12 protein-coding genes are annotated in these 20,981 nt (G+C 71.8%); 9 read left to right on the forward strand and 3 right to left on the reverse strand.

Translation table 11 applies throughout. From position 1 onward, the window contains the following. Positions 1-13: 13 nt before the first annotated feature. A complete protein-coding gene (locus tag OG335_RS32440) occupies positions 14-1,681 on the reverse strand; it encodes a sodium:solute symporter family protein (RefSeq protein ID WP_405014701.1) in 1,668 nt (555 codons plus the stop codon). Positions 1,682-2,220: 539 nt separating this feature from the next. Between OG335_RS32440 and OG335_RS32445 the strand changes: the two genes are divergently transcribed. The 8 genes from OG335_RS32445 to OG335_RS32480 all read left to right on the forward strand — a co-directional run bounded on the left by OG335_RS32445 (position 2,221) and on the right by OG335_RS32480 (position 17,145). Further along, the gene (locus tag OG335_RS32445) at positions 2,221-5,076 is read left to right on the forward strand and encodes an RICIN domain-containing protein (RefSeq protein WP_405014702.1); all 2,856 of its coding nucleotides are present in this window, start codon (positions 2,221-2,223) and stop codon (positions 5,074-5,076) included. A 151-nt stretch (positions 5,077-5,227) separates the two neighbouring features. Further along, complete coding sequence (locus tag OG335_RS32450; protein WP_405014703.1) at positions 5,228-7,564, forward strand: AbfB domain-containing protein; 2,337 nt, start codon at positions 5,228-5,230, stop codon at positions 7,562-7,564. Positions 7,565-7,696: 132 nt separating this feature from the next. Further along, positions 7,697-8,713 carry a LacI family DNA-binding transcriptional regulator gene (locus tag OG335_RS32455; RefSeq protein ID WP_405014704.1) on the forward strand — a complete coding sequence of 339 codons (1,017 nt, stop codon included), beginning with the start codon at positions 7,697-7,699 and terminating at the stop codon, positions 8,711-8,713. Between the two features lie 198 nt (positions 8,714-8,911). Further along, complete coding sequence (locus OG335_RS32460; RefSeq protein WP_405014705.1) at positions 8,912-10,276, forward strand: ABC transporter substrate-binding protein; 1,365 nt, start codon at positions 8,912-8,914, stop codon at positions 10,274-10,276. An 89-nt stretch (positions 10,277-10,365) separates the two neighbouring features. Next, positions 10,366-11,331 (forward strand): carbohydrate ABC transporter permease, encoded by a 966-nt coding sequence (locus OG335_RS32465; RefSeq protein ID WP_405014706.1) that lies wholly within the window; start codon positions 10,366-10,368, stop codon positions 11,329-11,331. Between the two features lie 12 nt (positions 11,332-11,343). After that, positions 11,344-12,234, forward strand: coding sequence for a carbohydrate ABC transporter permease (locus OG335_RS32470; protein WP_405014707.1), 891 nt, complete (start codon positions 11,344-11,346; stop codon positions 12,232-12,234). A gap of 221 nt (positions 12,235-12,455) precedes the next feature. After that, the gene (locus OG335_RS32475; RefSeq protein WP_405014708.1) at positions 12,456-15,422 is read left to right on the forward strand and encodes a carbohydrate-binding protein; all 2,967 of its coding nucleotides are present in this window, start codon (positions 12,456-12,458) and stop codon (positions 15,420-15,422) included. A 73-nt stretch (positions 15,423-15,495) separates the two neighbouring features. Next, positions 15,496-17,145: a glycoside hydrolase family 13 protein gene (locus OG335_RS32480; protein WP_405014709.1), complete on the forward strand. Its 1,650-nt coding sequence runs from the start codon at positions 15,496-15,498 to the stop codon at positions 17,143-17,145. Positions 17,146-17,200: 55 nt separating this feature from the next. Here OG335_RS32480 and OG335_RS32485 read toward each other — a convergent pair whose 3' ends face one another. Both OG335_RS32485 and OG335_RS32490 read right to left on the reverse strand, forming a co-directional pair. Further along, positions 17,201-17,605, reverse strand: a complete 405-nt coding sequence (locus OG335_RS32485) for a PPOX class F420-dependent oxidoreductase (RefSeq protein WP_405014710.1) — start codon at positions 17,603-17,605, stop codon at positions 17,201-17,203. Between the two features lie 463 nt (positions 17,606-18,068). Further along, positions 18,069-19,898, reverse strand: a complete 1,830-nt coding sequence (locus tag OG335_RS32490; RefSeq protein WP_405014711.1) for a SpoIIE family protein phosphatase — start codon at positions 19,896-19,898, stop codon at positions 18,069-18,071. 375 nt (positions 19,899-20,273) lie between these two features. On the opposite strand from OG335_RS32490, the gene OG335_RS32495 reads away from it, so the two are divergent. Beyond that, on the forward strand, positions 20,274-20,942 hold the full coding sequence (locus OG335_RS32495; protein ID WP_405014712.1) for a response regulator transcription factor: 669 nt from the start codon (positions 20,274-20,276) through the stop codon (positions 20,940-20,942). The last annotated feature ends 39 nt before the right edge of the window (positions 20,943-20,981 follow it).

Consider the following 20,981-nt stretch of genomic DNA (forward strand, 5'->3'; position numbering starts at 1 on the left):
GGGGACGGCCCGGTCAGGCCCAGAACGGCACGTAGCAGGCGGCGGCGGCGACCACCGCGGCCCAGCCGAGCACGGCCGGGCGGCGGTACCAGACCGCGTCGCCGGGCTCCGCCGGCTCCTCCGCGTCCGGCGCGCGGGTGCCGTGCACCAGTCCCTGCAGCTCCTCCGCAGGCTTGGGCCGGGTCATCAGCGTGACCGCGACGCTCACGACCACACCGGCCACGAACGCCACGATCGAGGACACGAAGTTGGCGCCCTGGTCGCTCGGGATCGAGATCACGCCACCCTGGTACAGCCAGAAGTAGTTGAGCATCGCCGCCGCGGTGCCCGCGAGCAGCCCCCAGAACCCGGCCGCCGGCGACATCCGCTTCCAGAACATGCCGAGGATGAAGACCGCGAAGAGCGGCACGTTGAAGAACGAGAACAGCGTCTGGAGGTAGGCCATGATGTTGCTGAACGAGGACGCGATGAACGCCGTGCCGATGCCGGCGACGACGCCCACCACGGTGACCACCCGGCCGACCCGCAGGTAGTGGGCGTCGGACATCCGCGGCTTGATGTAGGGCTGCCAGATGTCGGTGGTGAACACGGTGTTGAACGAGGAGATGTTGGCAGCCATGCCGGCCATGAACGCCGCGAGCAGGCCGGTGACGGCGATGCCGAGCACGCCGTTCGGCAGCAACTCGCCCATGAGCATCGGGATCGCGTCGTTGTACTGCGATCCGTCCCGGCCGAGGTTCGGCTCGACGACGGCGGCGATCAGACCGGGGACGACGACCACGGCCGGGATGAGGATCTTCGGGAACGCCGCGATCAGCGGGGTGCGCCGCGCCGCGGAGGCGCTCTTGGCCGACAGGGCGCGCTGCACCTCGGCGAAGTTGGTCGTCCAGTAGCCGAAGCTCATGACGAAGCCCAGACCGAGCACGATGGTCAGCCAGTTGGCGCCCAGCGGGTTGGCGCTGCCGACGCCCGTGCCACCCCAGGCGGTCATGAAGTCGCCGCCGTGCGCGGAGCCCAGGCTGCCGCTCAGGCCGTCCCAGCCGCCGACCCGCTTCAGGCCCACGACGGTCAGCGGGATCAGCGCGGCGAGGATCACGAAGAACTGCAGCACCTCGTTGTACACCGCGGACGACAGCCCGCCCAGCAGGATGTACGCGAGGACGAAGGCCGCCGCGACCACGATCGACAGCCACAGCGACCAGCCCAGCAGCGCCTTCATGACGATCGCCAGCGCGTAGAGGTTGACGCCCGCGATGAGCACCGAGGAGACGCTGAAGATGATCGAACTCAGCAGGTGCGAGGACGGCCCGAAGCGGCGCAGCAGGAACTCGGGCACGCTGCGCACCTTGGAGCCGTAGTAGAACGGCATCATCACGATCCCGAGGAAGACCATCGCGGGGATCGCGCCGATCCAGTACCAGTGCACGGTGTAGAGGCCGTACTGGGCGCCGTTGGCCGCCATGCCGAGGATCTCGGTGGCGCCGAGGTTGGCGGCGACGAAGGCGAGCCCGGTGATCCACGCGGGGAGCGACCGGCCGGACAGGAAGAAGTCCAGGCTGGTGCGGACGGAGCGTCGTGCGGCGAGCCCGATGCCGAGTACGACGGCGAAGTAGACGGCGAGTATCGCGTAGTCGAGCCAGTCGACGTCCAGGCGCATCGCGCCTGCCAGTTGGGTCGGCATCGGTCGGTGACCCCTCTCCTCGGTGGCCGGGCCGGAAGCCCGCGCGCGTGATCGAACAGAAACGAACATCGGCCCGTCTGTTCCGCTTCGGGGCGTTCAAACCCCGCGCCCGCGAGGTGATCGTCGGCGGCGTTCCCCGGTGCCGGACGGTGCGCCGCGGATGGCCGGATCCGATCGGTCGGATCGGTGCGCGAGGTCTGGACACCGGGATTGCCCGCGTGCTGTCATTCCGCTTGGCGCAGCAATTTCCAACGTTGGAAGCGACCGGACCCGCAGTGGCCCCACCCGCCACCGCGACCCCGGCCCGCTTCCGCCGACCGCGCGACACCGCACACCCGGCACCGCCTCCGCACCCCTGCGTGCCCGCACCGAGCGGGCCGCCGCACCGCCGTCGGCCCCGCACCACCGCGCCTCCCGCACCGCCGCTGTGCCGCACACCTGCGAGTCCGTCCTGCCCGCCGCCACCCGGCCCCGACCGGGTGCGCACCCCGTCCGGAGATCCGTCCGCCGCACCACGGCCCCCACCGACCGGAGCCCGCATGCCCCTGACCAGGCGACAACTCCTCACCGTCGTCGGCTCGTCCGCCGGAGCCCTCGTACTCGGCCCGCAGCTCACCCCCGCCGTCGCGGCCGGCCTGCCGCCCGCCGCAGGCGGCCTGTACAGCCCCAACGCCGCACCGCTGCACCCCACCGCCCTGCTACGGCTGCCCCCCGACGCGGTCCGGCCGGCCGGCTGGCTCGCCGGCCAGCTCGCACTCCAGCTCGCCGGCCTGTGCGGCCGCTACCCGGAGACCTCACACTTCCTCGACCTCGCCACCACCGGCTGGGCCCACCCCGAGCGCGGCGGCTGGGAGGAGGTCCCGTACTGGCTCCGGGGGTACGTGGATCTGGCCATCGTCACCCGCGACGCCAACGCCCTCGCCACCACCCGCCGCTGGATCGACGCGATCGTGGCCACCCAGCAGTCCGACGGCTTCTTCGGCCCCACCGCGCTGCGCACCTCGCTCGGCGGCGGCCCCGACTTCTGGCCGTTCCTGCCGCTGCTCCAGGCGTTCCGCTCCTGGTACGAGTACGCGGCGGACAGCCGGATCGTGCCGTTCCTCACGCGGTTCCTGCGCTACATGAACGCGCAGGGGCCCGGCGCCTTCAACCAGAGCTGGGTGTCGGTGCGCTGGGGCGACGGACTCGACACCGTCGTCTGGCTCTACAACCGCACCCGCGAGTCCTTCCTGCTCGACCTGATGGACAAGATCCACCGCAACGGCGCCGACTGGACGAACACCGTGCCGAGCTGGCACAACGTCAACATCGCCCAGGGCTTCCGCGAGCCCGCCCAGTACGCCCAGCGCTCCGGCCTCGCCGCCGACACGGCCGCCGCCTACCGCACCTACGACAACGTCATGGGCCGCTACGGGCAGTTCCCCGGCGGCGGGTTCGCCGGCGACGAGAACGCCCGCTCCGGCTACGGCGACCCCCGGCAGGGCTTCGAGACCTGCGGCGTCGTGGAGTACATGGCCAGCCACGAACTCCTCACCCGGATCACCGGCGACCCGCTCTGGGCCGACCGCTGCGAGGAGCTCGCCTTCAACTCCCTGCCACCGTCGCTGGATCCGGACGGCAAGGCGATCCACTACATCACCAGCGCCAACAGCGTCGACCTCGACAACCAGCCCAAGAGCCAGGGGCAGTACCAGAACGGCTTCGCGATGCAGGCCTACATGGCCGGCGTCGACCAGTACCGCTGCTGTCCGCACAACTACGGCATGGGCTGGCCCTGGTTCGCCCAGGAGCTGTGGCTCGGCACCCCCGACAACGGCCTGTGCGCGGCCATGTACGCGCCCTGCACGGTCGCCGCCAAGGTCGCCGACGGCACCACCGTCACCGTCCGCGAGGACACCGACTACCCGTTCGGCGACACCGTGACGTTCACCGTCACCACCCCGCGGCCGCTCGCGTTCCCGCTGGTCCTGCGCGTCCCGTCCTGGTGCCCCGACCCGCAACTCACCGTCAACGGGCAGACGGTGGCCGCTCCCGCCGGGCCCGCCTTCACCACCGTCCGCCGCACCTGGAACAACGGCGACAAGGTCGTCCTGCGGCTGCCGCAGCGCCTCGCCGTCCGCACCTGGGACGCCAACCACCGCGCGGTGAGCGTCGCCCGCGGCCCGCTCGGCTACGCGCTGCAGATCGGCGAGAACTACGTCCGCACCGGCGGCACCGACGTCTTCCCGCAGTACGACGTGCACGCCACCACCCCGTGGAACTACGGCCTGGCGATCGACCCGTCCGCCCCGACCGCGGCGCTGGCGTTCACCGCGCGCGGCGGCGCCCTGCCCGCCAACCCCTTCACCCAGAGCGGTAATCCGTACCGGATCACCGCCCCGGCCCGCCGGATCGCCGAGTGGCAGGCCGACTCCCAGCACGTCGTCGGGCTCCTGCAGGACAGCCCGGCCCGGTCGTCCGCCGCGGTCGAGACCGTCACGCTCATCCCGATGGCCGCCGCCCGGCTGCGGATCTCCTCCTTCCCCACCGCCTCGCCGGACGGCACGGTGTGGACGGCCGGCGGAGCCGCGTACCGGATCCGCAACCGCAACTCGGGCAAGGTGCTGGGTGTCGACGGCATGTCGACCGCCGACAGCGCGCAGGTGGTGCAGTTCGCCGACAGCGGCACGGACGACCACCTGTGGCAGCTCGTCGACAACGGCGACGGCTGGTACCGGATCCGCAACGTGCACTCCGGCAAGGTGCTGGGCGTCGACGTGATGTCGACCGCCGACAGCGCCCGGGTCGTGCAGTTCGCCGACAGCGGGACGGCCGACCACCTGTGGCAGCTCGTCGACAACGGCGACGGCTGGTACCGCGTCCGCAACCGCAACTCGGGCAAGGTGCTGGGCGTCGACGGCATGTCCACCGCCGACAGCGCCCGCGTGGTGCAGTTCGCCGACAACGGCTCCGCGGACCACCTGTGGCTGCTCCACCCCGACGGCCAACTCCGCGTCGAGAACCGCAACTCGGGCAAGGTGCTCGGGGTCGACCGGATGTCGACCGCGGACAGCGCGCAGGTGGTGCAGTTCGGCGACACCGGCACCGACGACCACCTGTGGACCTTCCTCGCCGACCCCGACGGCTGGTACCGGATCCGCAACGTGCACTCCGGCAAGGTGCTCGGCGTCGACCTGATGTCGACCGCCGACAGCGCCCGGGTCGTGCAGTTCACCGACAACGGCTCCGCCGACCACCAGTGGCGGCTCGTCCACGACGGCGCCGGCCGGTTCCGGATCCGCAACCGCAACTCGGGCAAGGTGCTGGGCGTCGACGGCATGTCGACCGCCGACAGCGCCGTCGTCGTGCAGTACGCCGACAACGGCACCGCCGACCACCTGTGGCGGATGCGCTGACGCTCCGTCGTGCCGACGCCCACCCGCCGAGGCCCGTCGGATCCCCACCCCGTCCCACCGCGTTCCACCCCACCCCCACCGAAATCCACCCCACCGAACTCCACCCCACCGAAATCCACCCCACCCGACTCCACCCGGAGGACGACCCACCATGTCCGCACCCCCCGGCGCCCTGCGCCAGCGGATCACCGCCCTGTTCGCCGTCCTGGCCCTGGCCGTCGCCGGTCTGCTGGCCGCCGGTGCACCCGACGCCCGCGCGGCGAGCTGGACACCCAAGACATCCCCGATGACTACGCCCTGGACGGCCCAGGTCTCGACCACCAACCCGCTGCCCGAGTACCCCCGGCCGCAGCTCACCCGCCCCGACTGGATGAACCTCAACGGCATCTGGGACTTCGCGGTCACCGCCGCGAACGCCGGGCAGCCCGCGAGCTTCAACGAGCAGATCCGGGTGCCGTTCGTCGCCGAGTCGGCGCTCTCCGGCATCCAGCGCCAGATCAGCCAGAACGACAAGCTCTGGTACAAGCGCACCGTCACGGTGCCGTCGAACTGGGGCGGCCGCCGGGTCAAGCTCAACTTCGGCGCGTCCGACTGGCAGACCACCGTCTGGGTCAACGGCCAGCAGGCCGGCGGCGTGCACAGCGGCGGCTACGACGCCTTCGGGTACGACATCACCCCGTACCTCAACGGCGGCTCCAACACGATCGTCGTGTCCGTCTGGGACCCGTCCCAGACCGGCATCGGAGCGGTCGGCAAGCAGCGCAACAACAACGGCGTGCTGCCGCACTCCGGCGGCGGCATCTTCTACACCGCGGCCTCCGGCATCTGGCAGACCGTCTGGCTGGAGCCCGTCGCCACGGCCAACATCACCCGCCTCGACCTGGTGCCGAACCTCGCAAACAACACGCTGCGGGTGACCGTCCTCGGTGAGGGGATCAACGGGCACACCGCCCGGATCACCGTCTCCAGCGGCGGCACCACCGTCGCGACCGGCACCGGCCCGATCGGCAGCCAGTTCACGGTGTCGATCCCCAGCCCGCACCTGTGGACCCCGGAGGACCCGTTCCTCTACGACGTCCGCGCCGAACTCCTCTCCGGCTCCACCACGGTGGACGCGGTCGCCGGCTACACCGGCATGCGCTCCATCGCCGTCGCCACCGTCAACGGCGTCAAGCGGCCGGTGCTGAACGGGCAGTTCGTCTTCCAGACCGGCACCCTCGACCAGGGCTACTGGCCGGACGGCATCTACACCGCGCCCACCGACGACGCCCTGAAGTTCGACCTGCAGAAGCACAAGGACCTCGGCTTCAACATGGTCCGCAAGCACATCAAGGTCGAGCCGCAGCGCTGGTTCTACTGGGCCGACAAGCTGGGCCTGCTCGTCTGGCAGGACATGCCGGCGATGGACACCCGCACCCCGGACTCCGCCGCCCGCACCCAGTGGGAGGCCGAGTACCACCGCATCATCGACCAGCACCGCAGCTCGCCCGCGCTCGTCCAGTGGGTGGACGAGAACGAGGGCTGGGGCCAGTACGACCAGGCCCGGATCGCGAACGACGTCAAGGCCTACGACCCGTCCCGCCTGGTCGACAACATGAGCGGCGTCAACTGCTGCGGCGCCGTCGACGGCGGCAACGGAGACGTCGTCGACAACCACGTCTACGTCGGCCCCGGCGCCACCGTGCCCACCTCCACCCGCGCCGCCGTGCTCGGCGAGTTCGGCGGCCTCGGCTGGAAGGTGGCCGGCCACGAGTGGTACCCGGGCGGCGGCTTCAGCTACGAGGACCAGGCGAGCACCGCCGCGCTCAACGACCGCTTCGTGAACCTGCTGGACTCGATGCGGGTCAACCAGATGCCGGCCGGCCTCTCCGCCTCGGTCTACACCGAGATCACCGACGTGGAGAACGAGGCCAACGGCCTCCTGACCTACGACCGCCAGGTGGTCAAGGTCGACCAGAACCGCGTCCGGGCCGCCAACCTCGCCCTGATCAACGCCTCCCGCACCACCCCGGCCAACCCGGTGCTGCAGACCGGCGGCTACAAGTCGCTGCGGGTCACCACGGCCTGCTGCACCACCCGCTACCTGCGGCACTACAACGGCGTCGCCAACACCGACGTGGTCGACGCCAACAGCAGCGCCGTGCTGAAGGCCGACGCCACCTGGAAGATCGTCCCCGGCCTCGCCGACGGCAGCTGCTACTCCTTCGAGTCCCGCAACTTCCCCGGCGAGTACCTGCGCCACCGTGACAGCCGGGTCTACCGCGAGGCCGGCAGCGGTGCGCTCTACAACGCCGACGCGACGTTCTGCGCGCGGCCCGGCACCGGAGGGGTGCGCTTCTCGGCGTACAACTACCCCGACCGCTACCTGCGCCACTTCGACTCCCAGGTCTGGATCTCCACCTACGGCGGCGGCAACGCCTGGGACGCCAACACCCCGGCGTACGTCGCCGACTCCACCTGGGCCGTCGACGGGCCCTGGGCGCCCTGACCCGTCCCGCTCCCTGCCGGCCCCCGGTGCGCCCGTCGCACCGGGGGCCGCTGTCGTCGTCCCGGCGCAAAAATATCGCTCGACTTGCAAAGTTCGGTCGCATTTTTGCGTCGATCTTTGTACGCTGTGCCCGTGACGAAGAGACTGGACGAGGTGGCGCAGTTCGCCGGCGTGAGCACGGCGACGGTCAGCCGGGTGCTGCGGAACCGCCCGGGCGTGGCGCAGGCCACCAGGGACGCGGTGCTCACCGCCCTGGACGTGCTGGGCATCGAACGGCCGACGCAGTTCCGCTCCGAGCGGGCCCCGCTGGTCGGGCTCGTCGTGCCCGACCTGCAGAATCCCGTGTTCCCCGCCTTCGCGGAGGTCCTCGCCGGAGCGCTCAGCAAGCGCGGGCTGATGCCCGTGCTGTGCACCCGCACCGCCGACGGGGTCTCGGAGGCCAACTACATCGAGATGCTGCTCCGGCAGAACGTCGCCGGCATCGTGTTCGTCGGCGGCAGCTACGCCGACGCCGGGCCCGAGCAGGGCCGCGCCCTGCAGGAGCAGCGCGTGCCGATCGTGCTGATCAACGCCGCGGACGAGAACCTCGGCGCGGTGCGCGTCACGGTCGACGACGCGAGCGCCGCCGGGCAGGCCCTCGGGCACCTCGCCTCGCTGGGCCACGAGCGCATCGGCATGCTGCTCGGGCCGGTCGGCCACGTGCCCTCGGTGCGCAAGCTGGGTGCCTTCGCGGACTTCCTCCGGGCCCGCGGGCAGATCGCTGACCTGCCCAGACTCGTCGCCCACACGATGTTCTCGATGGACGGCGGAGCGGCCGCGGTGTCCCGGCTGATCGCCGCCGGCGTGACCGGCGTGGTCTGTGCGAGCGACGCGCTGGCGCTCGGCGCGATCCGCCGGCTGCGCAAGATGGGGCTCGCCGTGCCGGAGGACGTCTCGGTGATCGGCTTCGACGACTCGCCGTACATGATCGCGACGGATCCGCCGCTGACCACCGTCCGGCAGCCCATCCAGATCATGGCCGCGGCGGCGGCCGGGGAGCTGTTGCAGCAGATGGAGGGCCGTTCCGGGGCCTCCGAGGAGCTGCTCTTCGAGCCGGAGCTGATCGTGCGGTCGTCGACCTGCACGCCGGCTGCCGTTCGCAGTCACTGATCACCTCCGCCGTCCCGCCGTTCTATCAAAACCTTGCGTGAATATGTTGACCGCTTGCGTTTCGGCTGTCTACGCTCGGCGCATCGTCGAGTGCCCGGAGCCGAACAATCGGGCCTCTTCACCCACCCGCGCCGGGCCCGGCGATGCTCCCGGGCATCGCTGTGCCCGGCGGCAGGATCCACGGAAGGTCCGGACAGCATGGACAGCAACAGAACCCGTCGAGTCTCCGCCGCAGCGCTGGCCGCCGCGGTCGCCCTCGGGGTCACCGCGTGCGGCAGCAGCTCCTCGGGTTCGTCGGCCGAGGGGGCCGGCGGTGTCGTCACGATCTCGGTCAACGGCCTCCCGCCGGCCACCCAGACCGTGGACCGCCGGAACTTCGAGGACGACGTCAAGACGTTCGAGGCCGCCCACCCGAACATCAAGATCGACGCCCACGAGGGCCTGATGGACCCGAAGACCTTCGCCGCGAAGCTGGCCGGCGGCCAGCTGGAGGACGTCTTCTACGTCTACTTCACCGACCCGGCGGGCCTGATCCAGCGCCGGCAGGCCGCCGACATCAGCCCGTACGTCAAGGACGTCCCGGCCCTCGCCGACGTGAAGCCCGAACTGCTCGACGTCTTCGAGGACAAGGGCGGCAAGCTCTACGGCCTGCCCACCGGCAACTACTCGATGGGCCTGGTCTACAACCGCGCGCTCTTCACCAAGGCCGGCCTCGACCCGGACAAGCCTCCGACCACCTGGGACGAGGTCCGCACCGCCGCCCAGAAGATCACCGCCCTCGGCGACGGCGTCACCGGCTACGCCGACTTCAGCAAGAACAACCAGGGCGGCTGGCACCTCAGTTCCTGGCTCTACTCGCTCGGCGGCGACGTCGCCACGCAGGACGGCTCCACCTGGAAGGCCGCCTTCAACTCCGAGGCGGGCCACAAGGCCCTGCAGTACCTGCACGACATGCGCTGGACCGACAACACCATGGGCAGCCGCCAGCTCCTGGAGATCCCCGACGTCCAGAAGATGATGGGCTCCGGCAAGCTCGGCATGTACCTCGCCGGCCCGGACAACATCCCCACCATCGTCAAGCAGTTCGAGCGCAAGTACGACGAGTTCGGCCTCGCCGCGATGCCCGGCACCGGCACGCTCGGCGGCGGCGACGGCTTCATGTTCAACCCCAAGGACACCCCGGCGAAGATCAAGGCCGGTCTCGCCTGGGTCCAGTGGAAGTACCTGAACCCGGACCGCGAGGAGGAGATCACCAAGAAGTCCGCGGTCTCCGACGACATCCCGATCGGCCTCCCGCAGCCCGACCTGTTCAACGGCAAGGGCGCCGAGACGATCAAGGCCGCGCACGCCAAGTACGTCAACGTGCCGCAGAAGAACTACCAGCCCTTCGTCGACCGCAGCGCCGACGTCAAGGTCAAGGTCGAGCCGCCGAACGCGCAGCAGCTCTACACCGTCCTCGACGGCGTGATGCAGGCCGTGCTCACCAACAAGGACGCGAACATCGACCAGCTCCTCGCCGACGCGGAGAAGAAGGCCAACACCATCCTGGCCTCCGTCAAGTGAGCAGGGGCGCGGCCGGCGGCCCACCCCCGGCGCCGCCGGCCGCGCCCTCACCCGCCCCGATCCTCCGTACGACCCGAAAGCCACCCACCATGACGGCCGAACCCCTCGGCGCAGCCCGTCCCGCGCCACCCGCCCCCAGGACCGAGTCCGACGTGCCGCGCAGCTCCGACCGCACCCGCCGCGACCGCCTCCGGCGCCGCGTCACCGACAACCTCGTGGCCTACCTCTTCCTGGGCCTCGGCGTCCTGGCCTTCGGGGTGTTCTCCTGGTACCCGATCGTGCGGGGCTTCCTGCTGAGCTTCCAGCAGGTCAACTTCGCCACCCCCGCGGAGTGGGTCGGCCTGGACAACTTCCGGCGCCTCTTCGACGACCCGCTGTTCCTCACGGCCTGGCGCAACACCCTGTGGTTCACCGTCCTGGCCCTGGTCCTCGGGTTCGCGGCGCCCTTCGTGACCGCCGTCGTCCTCAACGAACTCCGGCACGGCCGCGCCTACCTGCGGATGACCGTCTACCTGCCGGTCATGCTGCCGCCGATCGTCACGGTGCTGCTGTGGCGCTGGTTCTACGATCCGGGCCCGGGGCTCTTCAACAACGCGCTGAAGATCCTGCACCTGCCGCCGCAGCAGTGGCTGGAGTCGTCCAACCTCTCCATGCTCTCCCTGGTCCTCGTCTCCACCTGGGCCAACATGGGCACCACCACGCTGATCTACCTCGCCGCCCTCCAGAGCATCCCCGGCGAGCTGTACGAGGCCGCCCAGCTCGACGGGGCGTCCGTCCGCCAGCGGCTGTGGCACGTGACGATCCCGCAGATGCGCTTCATCCTGCTGATCACCCTGCTGCTGCAGATCATCGGCACCATGCAGGTCTTCGTCGAGCCGTTCGTGCTCACCGGCGGCGGCCCGAACGACGCCACCGTCACCGTCCTGCTGCTGCTCTACCGCTACGCCTTCGTCTACAACGACTTCGGACTGGCCAGCGCGATGAGCACCGTCCTGTTCGTCGTCCTCGGGGCCTTCGCCGGCCTGTACCTGCGACTGACCCGCTCGAAGGGCTGAGAGGAAACCGCCATGGCCACCGCCGAATCCCCGGTCCGCACCCTCGTCGCCCCCGCCGAGCTGCAGCGCCCCCTCGGGCGCATCCTGTACCGCACGGTGCTGACCTTCGTGCTCGTCACCTTCACCGCCGCGTTCGTCTTCCCGCTCTACTGGATGGCCTCCGGCGCGCTCAAGTCGTCCGCCGAACTCGCCGAGCCCGTGCCCACGCTGCTGCCGCACTCCTTCCACCCGGAGAGCTACACCGACGCGTGGAGCAGCACCGGCCTCGGCCGGTACTTCCTCAACACGCTGCTGCTGGCGGCCGGTGCGCTGCTGTTCCAGCTCGTCGTGGACGTCGCCGCCGCGTACGCGCTCTCCAAACTCCGGCCGGTGCTCGGCAACATCGTGCTCGGCATGATGCTGGCCACCCTCATGCTGCCGGTGTCCGCGCTGCTCGTGCCCACCTACCTCACCGTGGTGGACGTGCCGCTGATCCACGTCAACCTGATCAACACGCCGTTCGCGATCTGGCTGCCGGCCTGCGCCAACGCCTTCAACATCTTCGTGCTGAAGCGCTTCTTCGACCAGATCCCCGAGGAGATGATCGACGCGGCGCGGATCGACGGCGCCGGCCCGCTGCGCATCCTGGCGTACGTCGTCCTGCCGCTGTCGCGGCCCGTGCTCGGCGTGGTCTCCATCTTCGCCGTCGTCGGCGTGTGGAAGGACTTCCTCTGGCCGATGCTGACGCTGCCCGACCCCAAGGGCCAGCCGCTCACCGTCGCCCTCGCCACGCTCTCGCTCGACATGCCGGCCAACCAGCTCCTCGCCGGCATGGTGATGGCGAGCGTCCCGCTCCTGGTGATCTTCCTGATCTTCCAGAAGAACATCATGGCGGGTCTGACCGCCGGCAGCCTCAAGGGCTGATCCGCCCCACTGCGGGCAGCCCCGACGGCGGACACCCCGCGGTCCGTCTCCTGCTCCGGCGCGCGCCGACCAGCTCCCCCGCACCCGGCGCGCGCCGGCCCACGCCCGGACCCCCACCAGCCCGGCGCCCGGCCGCACAGCCGCTCGGCTCGACCGGCCGCCGAACCCCCACCCACCCCACACCGTCGCCCCCGCGCGCCGGTGGACCTTCGGGAGCCCCCGTGTCCTCTGCACCCGGCAAGTCCCGCACCATCAGAACAACGGCCGTGGCCGCGGCCGCGTCGATCGTCGCAGGTCTCGCCCTGTGGTCGCTCGCCCCCGGAGCCCAGGCCGCGTCCGTCGTCCTGGAGGCCGAGTCCGCGGCCCTCTCCGGTGGCGCCGTCGTCGCCGGCGACCACACCGGCTACACCGGCTCCGGATTCGTCGGCGGTTTCACCGACGGCAACAAGGGCGCCGCCAAGACCTCGTTCACCGTGCAGGCCTCCGCCGCCGGCGCCGCCACGGTCACCGTCCGGTACGCCAACGGCACAGGCTCCGCGCAGACCCTGAGCCTGCTCGTCAACGGCACGAAGGTCCGCCAGATCTCGCTTCCCGCCACCGCGAACTGGGACACCTGGGCGACCAGCGAGCAGACCGTCACCCTGAACGCCGGTGCGAACACCGTCGCGCTGTCCTTCACCACCGCCGACAGCGGCAACATCAACCTCGACAACCTGACCGCCACCACCGGCACCGCCCCGGCGGGCGGCACCCTCCAGGCCGAGTCCGCCGCGCTGTCCGGCGGCACCGTGGTCGCCGGCGACCACACCGGCTACACCGGCACCGGATTCGTCGGCGGCTACACCGACGGCAACAAGGGCACCGCCTCCACCGCCTTCGCCGTCACCTCCGGCCAGGCCGGCACCGGCAGCGTCGCCGTCCGGTACGCCAACGGCACCGGCTCCACCAAGACGCTCAGCCTGATCGTCAACGGCACCAACGCCGGCCAGATCCAGCTCCCCGCCACCGCGAACTGGGACACCTGGGCGACCGTCGACCAGGCCGTCACCCTGAAGGCCGGTGCGAACACCGTCGCGCTGTCCTTCACCACCGCCGACAGCGGCAACATCAACCTCGACAGCCTCACCCCCACCGCACCGACCGGCACCGCGAGCCCCAGCCCCTCGCCGACCGGCCCGACCACCCCGCCGCCCACCGGCTCCCTCACCCACCAGGCCGAGGACGCGTTCTTCTCCGGCGGTCCCGCCGCCTCCTCCTCCGCGGCCGGCTTCGAGGGCAGCGGCTACCTGACCGGCTTCACCGCCCAGGGCGCCCGCGCCGTCCTCGCCGTCAACGCCCCCTCCGCCGCGAGCTACCAGACCGCCGTGCGCTACCGCACCGCCGGATCCGCCGCCGCCACCATCACCCTGAGCGCCAACGGCCTGACCGTGCAGCGGCTCACCCTGCCCGCCACGAACGGCGGCTGGGCCTCCACCACGGTCTCCGTCCCCCTGCGGGCCGGCCTCAACACCGTGCAACTGCGCACCGAGAGCGGCGACAACGGCGCCCTCGACCTGGACGGCCTGAACGTCTCCGGCTCCACCGCCAACGCCGCCCGCGGCGCGACCCTCCCGTACACCACGTACGAGGCGGAGGCCACCACCACCAACGGCACCAAGCTCGCCGCCACCCGCACCTACGGCACCGTCGCCGCCGAGGCGTCCGGCCGCAGCGCCGTCGTCCTCGACTCCACCGGCGAGTACGTGCAGTTCACCCTGACCAAGCCCGCCAACGCGCTGACCCTGCGCTACTCGATCCCGGACAGCGCGGACGGCGCGGGCACCAACGCGACCATCGGCGTGTACGCCAACGGCACCCGGGTGAAGTCCCTCGACCTCTCCTCCAAGTACAGCTGGGTGTACGGCTCCTACCCCTACACCAACACCCCGTCGCAAGGCTCCCCGCACCACTACTTCGACGAGACCCGCCAGCTCGTCGGCGACTTCCCGACCGGCACGGTCATCAAGCTGCAGAAGGACGCGGCCGACACCGCGGCCTCCTACACCCTCGACCTCGTCGAGACCGAGCAGGTCGCCGCCGCCGCGGCGATGCCCGCGGGCTTCGTCTCCGCCACCACCCTCGGCGTCACCGCCGGCGACGGCAGCGACGACACCAACGCCCTCAACTCCGCGCTGAACACCGCGAAGTCGCAGGGCAAGGGCCTGTGGCTGCCGTCCGGCACGTTCAACATCTCCGGCCACGTCAACCTCACCGGCGTCGCCCTGCGCGGCGCGGGCCAGTGGTACACGGTGCTGCGCGGAGCCAACGGCAAGGGCGGCCTCTTCGGTCAGGGCGGCACCTCCACCGTGCAGGACCTGACCATCGCCGGCGACGTCTCCTACCGCGACGACGCCAACTTCGACGCCGGCATCGAGGGTGACTTCGGCAACGGCTCGACCGTCCAGGACGTCTGGATCGAGCACACCAAGGTCGGCCTGTGGATCGACGCCCCCACCAAGGGCCTGTACGTCGGCGGTCTGCGCATCCGCGACACCTTCGCCGACGGCGTCAACCTGCACAAGGGCACCACCGACACCGAGGTGTGGAACACCAGCATCCGCAACACCGGTGACGACGCCCTCGCGATGTTCTCCGAGGCGCAGGCCGTCACCAACAGCGCGTTCCGCCACAACACCGCACAGGCACCGCTGCTCGCCAACGCCGCCGCCATCTACGGCGGAAACGGCAACCGCATCGAGGACAACGTCTTCGCCGACACCGTGACCGGCTCGGCGGGCATCGCCATCAGCACCCGCTTCACCCCGGTCGCCTTCTCCGGCACCACCTCCGTCAAGCGCAACACCCTCACCCGCACCGGCGGCCTGGAGCCCAACTGGAACAGCCGGTTCGGCGCCCTGTGGATCTACGCCGACCCGGGCAGCAGCGACATCACCAGCCCGGTCGTCGTGCAGGACCTCGACATCGCCGACTCCACCTACGCCGGCGTGCTGATCTCCTACCAGAAGACCGTCACCGGCCTGCAGATGAGCAACGTCAAGATCACCAACACCGGCACGTACGGCCTGGAGATCAACTCCAACGGCTCCGGCACCTTCAACGGCGTCACCGTCACCGGCGCGCCGTCCGGCGGCCTCAGCCTGGCCGGCTCGTTCACCGTCAACCGCGGCAGCGGCAACAGCGGCTGGTAACACCCGCATTCCCCCGGTCCGCCCGGCCCGACGCCGGGCGGACCGGCCCAACCCCGATCAAGGAGAGACCCCCGTGAACCACCTCCCCGACAGCCCCGCACCGGCCTGGTGGCGCAACTCCGCCATCTACCAGGTCTACGTGCGCAGCTTCGCTGACGGGAACGGAGACGGCGTCGGCGACCTGGCGGGCGTCCGCAGCCGCCTGCCCTACCTGCGCGACCTCGGTGCGGACGCCCTGTGGTTCAACCCCTGGTACCTGTCGCCGATGGCGGACGGCGGCTACGACGTCGCCGACTACCGCGACATCGACCCGCTCTTCGGCACCCTCGCCGAGGCGGAGGAACTCATCACCGAGGCCCACACACAGGGCCTGAAGGTCATCGTGGACCTCGTCCCCAACCACTGCTCGGACCAGCACGTGTGGTTCCAGGAGGCCCTGGCCGCCGGACCCGGCTCGGCCGCACGCGAGCGCTTCTGGTTCGTGCCCGGGCGCGGCGAACACGGCGAACTCCCGCCCAACGACTGGCAGTCCTACTTCGGCGGCAACGCCTGGACCCGCATCACCGAGGCCGACGGCACCGCCGGCCCCTGGTACCTGCACATGTTCGCCCCCGAGCAGCCCGACCTCAACTGGGAGCACCCCGAGGTCCGTTCGGAGTTCGAGTCGGTGCTGCAGTTCTGGCTCGACCGCGGTGTCGACGGCTTCCGCATCGACGTCGCCCACGGCCTCGCCAAGAAGCCCGGCCTGCCCGACGTCGGCCCCGACCCGGACGTCACCGACCTGCCCTACCAGGACGTCGACGGCGTGCACGACATCTACCGCTCCTGGCGGAAGATCTCCGACTCCTACCCCGGCGAGCGGGCCTTCGTCGGCGAGGTCTGGCTGCCCACCCCCGGACAGTTCGCCCGCTACCTGCGCCCGGACGAACTGCACTCCGCGTTCAACTTCGAGTTCCTGTGCTGTGCCTGGGAGCACGACGCCGTCCGCGACGTCGTCGACGGCACCCTCGCCGCCCACGCCGAGGTCGGCGCACCCCCCACCTGGGTGCTCTCCAACCACGACACCATCCGGCACGTCACCCGCTACGGCCGCGAGGACACGTCCTTCGACATGGGGGACAAGCGCCTCGGCGCCCCCACCGACCGCGTCCTCGGCCTGCGCCGGGCGCGCGCCGCCGCCCTGCTCACCATGGCACTGCCCGGCGGCGTCTACATCTACCAGGGCGACGAACTCGCCCTCGCCGAGGTCGAGGACATCCCCGACCACCTGCGCCAGGACCCGACCTTCGCCCGCTCGCAGGGCGCCGACCGCGGCCGCGACGGCTGCCGCGTGCCGCTGCCCTGGTCGGGCACGGCAGCGCCGTTCGGCTTCTCCCCGGCCGGTGCCGCCGACCCCTGGCTGCCCCAGCCCGCGGACTGGACCGACCGGTCGGTCGCCGCCCAGGACGCCGACCCCGCCTCCACCCTCAACCTCTACCGCGAGGCCCTGCGGCTGCGCCGCGCGTGGGTGGGCGCCCTGCCGGAGGCCCTCACCTGGGTGCCGTCGCAGCCCGGTGTGCTCGCCTTCACCCGGGACGGCTCCTTCACCTGCGTCGTCAACTTCACGCAGGAGCCGGTGCCCCTGCCCGCCGGCGCGGACGTCGTGCTCGGCAGCGCCGACTGCACCGACGGCATGCTGCCCGCGGACGCCGCCGCCTGGCTCCTCGCCACCGCACAGGCCTGACGACGGACCGGTGGGCCGGTGCACCGTCACCGGTGCACCGGCCCACCGCCGGAGGTCAGCCGGCGAGCGTGATCCGGATGCCGACCGTGCCCCGGTCGCCACGCCGCAGCCGGCTGCCGAGCAGGGTCATCCAGCCGACGAACCCGTACTTCTGGCGCAGCAGCGTGCGGTACGCGGCCGTCCGCTCGGGGCCGCAGATCTCCGCGGTGCCGGGCACCTGCTCGCCGGTCGGCCTGCCGCGCACGTCGCACGGGCCGACCAGCACGTCGGCCCGGTTGCGGATCCGCTTCACCTTCCACGAGTCCGTCACCGTCCAGATGCCGAGCGCCTCGCCGTCCCGTACGACCCACACCGGCGTCGCCACCGTCGAGCCGTCCTTCTTGTACGTCGTGACGAGCAGGTAGCTTCCGGAGGCGAGCCGGACGAGGCGTGCGAGCCCGTCCTCGGGCGTGGCGTTCATGGCGGGCAGTCTAGGGCGTGCCTGACCATTCCCGACGGGCGCCCGACGCCGCGCGCTGATCCGCCGCGAATCGTCAGACACGCCCTGGTGCCGCCCGGTGGCGGCCCCGCCGACCGCGTCGGCCCGTGGGGCCCGTCCCGCGGACGGCCGTACGCCGGTCGGTGCCGGTGCCGGTGCCGGTGCCGGTGCCGGTCCCGGCGGGGCGGGTCACCGACGCCTCGGGTCGTCGGCGGCCCGCCCGGAAATCGGAGGGAACGTCCTGCCCGGTGGCGGCCTCCTTGTCGACGAAGGCCGATCCGTCGAGATACCGGGAGCACTGATGGCAGGGGAGATCGTTGACGGTGCGACGCCATGGCCGCCGTGGCTGCCCGGTGTGCCACCGACCGCACCGACTGCACCGACCGCACCGGGCACCGGAACGCGGGTGAGCCGCCGTACCGCGCGGCTGTTCCGTGGTCCGGGCTCAGCGGCGGCGCAGCCGGGCGGCCAGCAGGGCGATGTCGTCCTCCGCGGTGTCCGGGGCGAGCTTGCGGAGGGCGGCGTCGAGAAGCTCGTCGAGCGTGCCGGTGACCGGAAGGTGCAGCGCCGCGAGCCGGGCGAGGGAGTCGTCGATGTCCTCGCCGCGGCGCTCCACGAGGCCGTCCGTGTAGAGCAGCAGCACGTGGTCGGCGAGGAGTGGGCGGGTCACCTGCTCGTAGCCGCCGAGGCCGGTGCCGAGTGGTGGGCCGGTCGGCAGGGCGATCAGTTCGGTCGGCCGATCGGCGCTCACGAGCGCGGGCGGCAGGTGCCCGGCGCTGGAGAACGTCCAGCGGGAGCGTCCCGGGTCGGCGAGGGCGAGCACGCAGGTCGCGGGCCGGGCCGAGTCGTTCTCCGAGATCAGGGCGTCGAGCTGGCGGAGGATCCGGTGCGGGGGCAGGTCCATCCCGGCGACGTCGCGGAGGACGGCGCGGTAGGTGCTCATGTCGACGGCGGCCTCGACCCCGTGGCCCATGACGTCACCCATCACGAGCAGGGTGCGGCCGAAGGGCAGCCGCACCGTCTCGTACCAGTCGCCGCCGACCACGGAACTGGTGCCGGAGGGCAGGTAGCGGGAGGCGAGTGCGAGGTTGGGGTGCGGGCTGCCCGGTTCGGCGAGGAGCGCACGCTGCAGCTCCAGTGTGATGCCCTGGGTGCGCGTGTGGCGGCGTGCGTTGTCGATGCCGATCGAGGCGCGCCCCGCGAGGTCCGCGATCGTCACGAGGTCGTCCGCGTCGAAGCCCGCGCGTGGGCCCCGTGCGCGGGTGCGGGCAAGGGTGAGGACGCCGACCGTCCGGCCGCGCGCGGTGAGCGGCACGCTCAGTACGGTGCCGATGCCGGCCGTCCGGTACGCGGCCAGCGTCACCGGGTCGGCGGCAGGCGGATCGGCCTCCGTACCGGGGACGACCGGGCCGGGCCCGGTGATGTCGAGGTGGACGGCGCGTCCGGTGCGGAGACTGCGGGCGACGGCGGATCCTTCCGCGTGCCGTACCGGCCCACCGGGGAGGGCGAGGGTGGCGAGGTGCGGCCGGACGGTCGGCGTGCAGGCCGTCGCCGCGCGGTGCAGCCGGATACGGCCGGTTCCCGCGGGGGACCGCTCGGCGTCCTCCGGCGGCAGCACCTCCACGACGGCGAGGTCGGCGATCGAGGGGACGGCGAAGTCGGCGAGTTCGGCGCACGTGGTGTCGGTGTCGAGGGTGGTGCCGATGCGGTCGGCGGCGGCGTCGAGGACGGCGAGGCGGGCCCTGGCCCGGGCCAGCTCCTGCTGTTGCCGCTGGTGCTCCTCGGGCACGGGCCGCTGCTGGAGCACGGTGATCAGGCCGAGGGTCCGGCCGCCGACGTCCAGGCGCCGGCAGCACAGCTGCCGACCCGCCACGGCAGGTCCTCCGACGTCCGTGTCACGCGGGCGGCCGTCGGAGAGGACCTGGTGGAGGATGCCGGGAAGGCCGGGTGCCGAGACGGTGGATGGCGTGTCGGCGGCGTGGCGGCCGACCAGGCCGGCCGCCGACGGCGCTCCGGGCTGCTCCGGCGGCCCGCCCCGCTCGTCCCGCCCTGCGTGCCCGTCCTGCCGGGCCGGTCGGGTCGGCGGCAGTCCGGCCGCGTCGCGGAAGGCCGGGTTGGCGTAGCGCCAGTGCAGGTCGGTGTCGAGGAAGGCGATCCCGACCGGTGCCGCGTCGAGCACGTGGCACATCAGCTCCGCGCTGTCGGTGGCCAGGGCGGCCGCGGCCGCGTCGATCGAGGCGTCGGCGGCGTCCCGGCCCGAAGCCTCCGCGGGCAACGCGTCCTCCTCGTTCGAGGGACCGGAACCACTCTGCCCATGATCATGCCGTGCCGGGCGGAGCGCATCCACACGGGGGGTCGCCCCCTGCCTGCCAGGCGCCTCCAGTCCCGCCACGGCTCGGATCCCCGGACGGGGTGGAAGCACCCATGGCGCCAGGGGCAGTCCTACCCAGGTCGGGTCCGGTTCCAGGGCCGGTTCCAGGGCCGGTTCCAGTCCGGTTTCAGATCCGATTCCGGCGGCGCCCGGGTCGGCCGGACGTCTCCGCATGCCGGGTCCGCGACAGGGGCGAAGACTGGAGGTGCGCGGGCCGTCCGTACCGTGGCCGGGCGCGTCCGGGCCGAGCGTGCCCGGCAGGCAGGCCGAGGACCACCCATGAGTGCCCAACCGATCCGCGTCGCCGTCGTCGGCGACTGTCCGGTGTTCCGCCTCGGGCTGGCGCAGATGATCGAGTCCGCCACCGACCTGCAGCTGACCCTTTCGGTCCCCTCGCCCGAGGAGGCGGAGACCGTGACCATCCCCGACCTCACCCCCACCCCCGACCCCGCAGCCACCCCCGCCCCCACCAACCCCACCCTCCGCCCGGGCGACGTCCTCCTGCTCGACCTGCAGCTACCCCCGGCGCCGCTGGCCGCCGTGGTGCACCGCCTGGGCGGGCTGGGGGCGGAGGTGCTGGTGCTCTGCTCGGGCCTGCAGCAGGACGTCGTCCCGCAGATGCAGGCGGGTGCGCGCGGCTGTCTGAGCAGGCAAGCGGGCGAACTGGAGCTGCTGTCCGCGGTCCGCCTGGTGGCGTCCGGGTGCTCGTACGTCTCCGCCGCGCTGGCCGTCCGTCCGCTGACGGAGCCCTTGTGCCGGGTGACGGAGCGCGAGCGTCAGATCCTGGCGCTGCTCGCGAACGGCGAGACCGACCACGGCATCGCGCACCGCCTCGGCATCAGCGAGCACACCGTGCACTCGCATCTCGACCGGCTGCGCGACAAGATCGGCTCACGCCGGCGCGCCGACCTCACCCGGTTCGCGGTCGCGCACGACATCGTCCCGTAGGCCGGTCGCCCCGGAGGAACGGCGCCGGGGCAGTGGCAC

The organism is Kitasatospora sp. NBC_01539 (genome assembly GCF_045040525.1).
Classification (GTDB): domain Bacteria; phylum Actinomycetota; class Actinomycetes; order Streptomycetales; family Streptomycetaceae; genus Kitasatospora.

Excerpts from the sequence above, each read along its gene's own strand:
- OG335_RS32440 (WP_405014701.1), bottom strand. The coding sequence starts at position 1,681 with ATGCCGACCCAACTGGCAGGCGCGATGCGCCTGGACGTCGACTGGCTC.
- OG335_RS32445 (WP_405014702.1), top strand. The coding sequence starts at position 2,221 with ATGCCCCTGACCAGGCGACAACTCCTCACCGTCGTCGGCTCGTCCGCC.
- OG335_RS32450 (WP_405014703.1), top strand. The coding sequence starts at position 5,228 with ATGTCCGCACCCCCCGGCGCCCTGCGCCAGCGGATCACCGCCCTGTTC.
- OG335_RS32460 (WP_405014705.1), top strand. The coding sequence starts at position 8,912 with ATGGACAGCAACAGAACCCGTCGAGTCTCCGCCGCAGCGCTGGCCGCC.
- OG335_RS32465 (WP_405014706.1), top strand. The coding sequence starts at position 10,366 with ATGACGGCCGAACCCCTCGGCGCAGCCCGTCCCGCGCCACCCGCCCCC.
- OG335_RS32470 (WP_405014707.1), top strand. The coding sequence starts at position 11,344 with ATGGCCACCGCCGAATCCCCGGTCCGCACCCTCGTCGCCCCCGCCGAG.
- OG335_RS32485 (WP_405014710.1), bottom strand. The coding sequence starts at position 17,605 with ATGAACGCCACGCCCGAGGACGGGCTCGCACGCCTCGTCCGGCTCGCC.
- OG335_RS32495 (WP_405014712.1), top strand. The coding sequence starts at position 20,274 with ATGAGTGCCCAACCGATCCGCGTCGCCGTCGTCGGCGACTGTCCGGTG.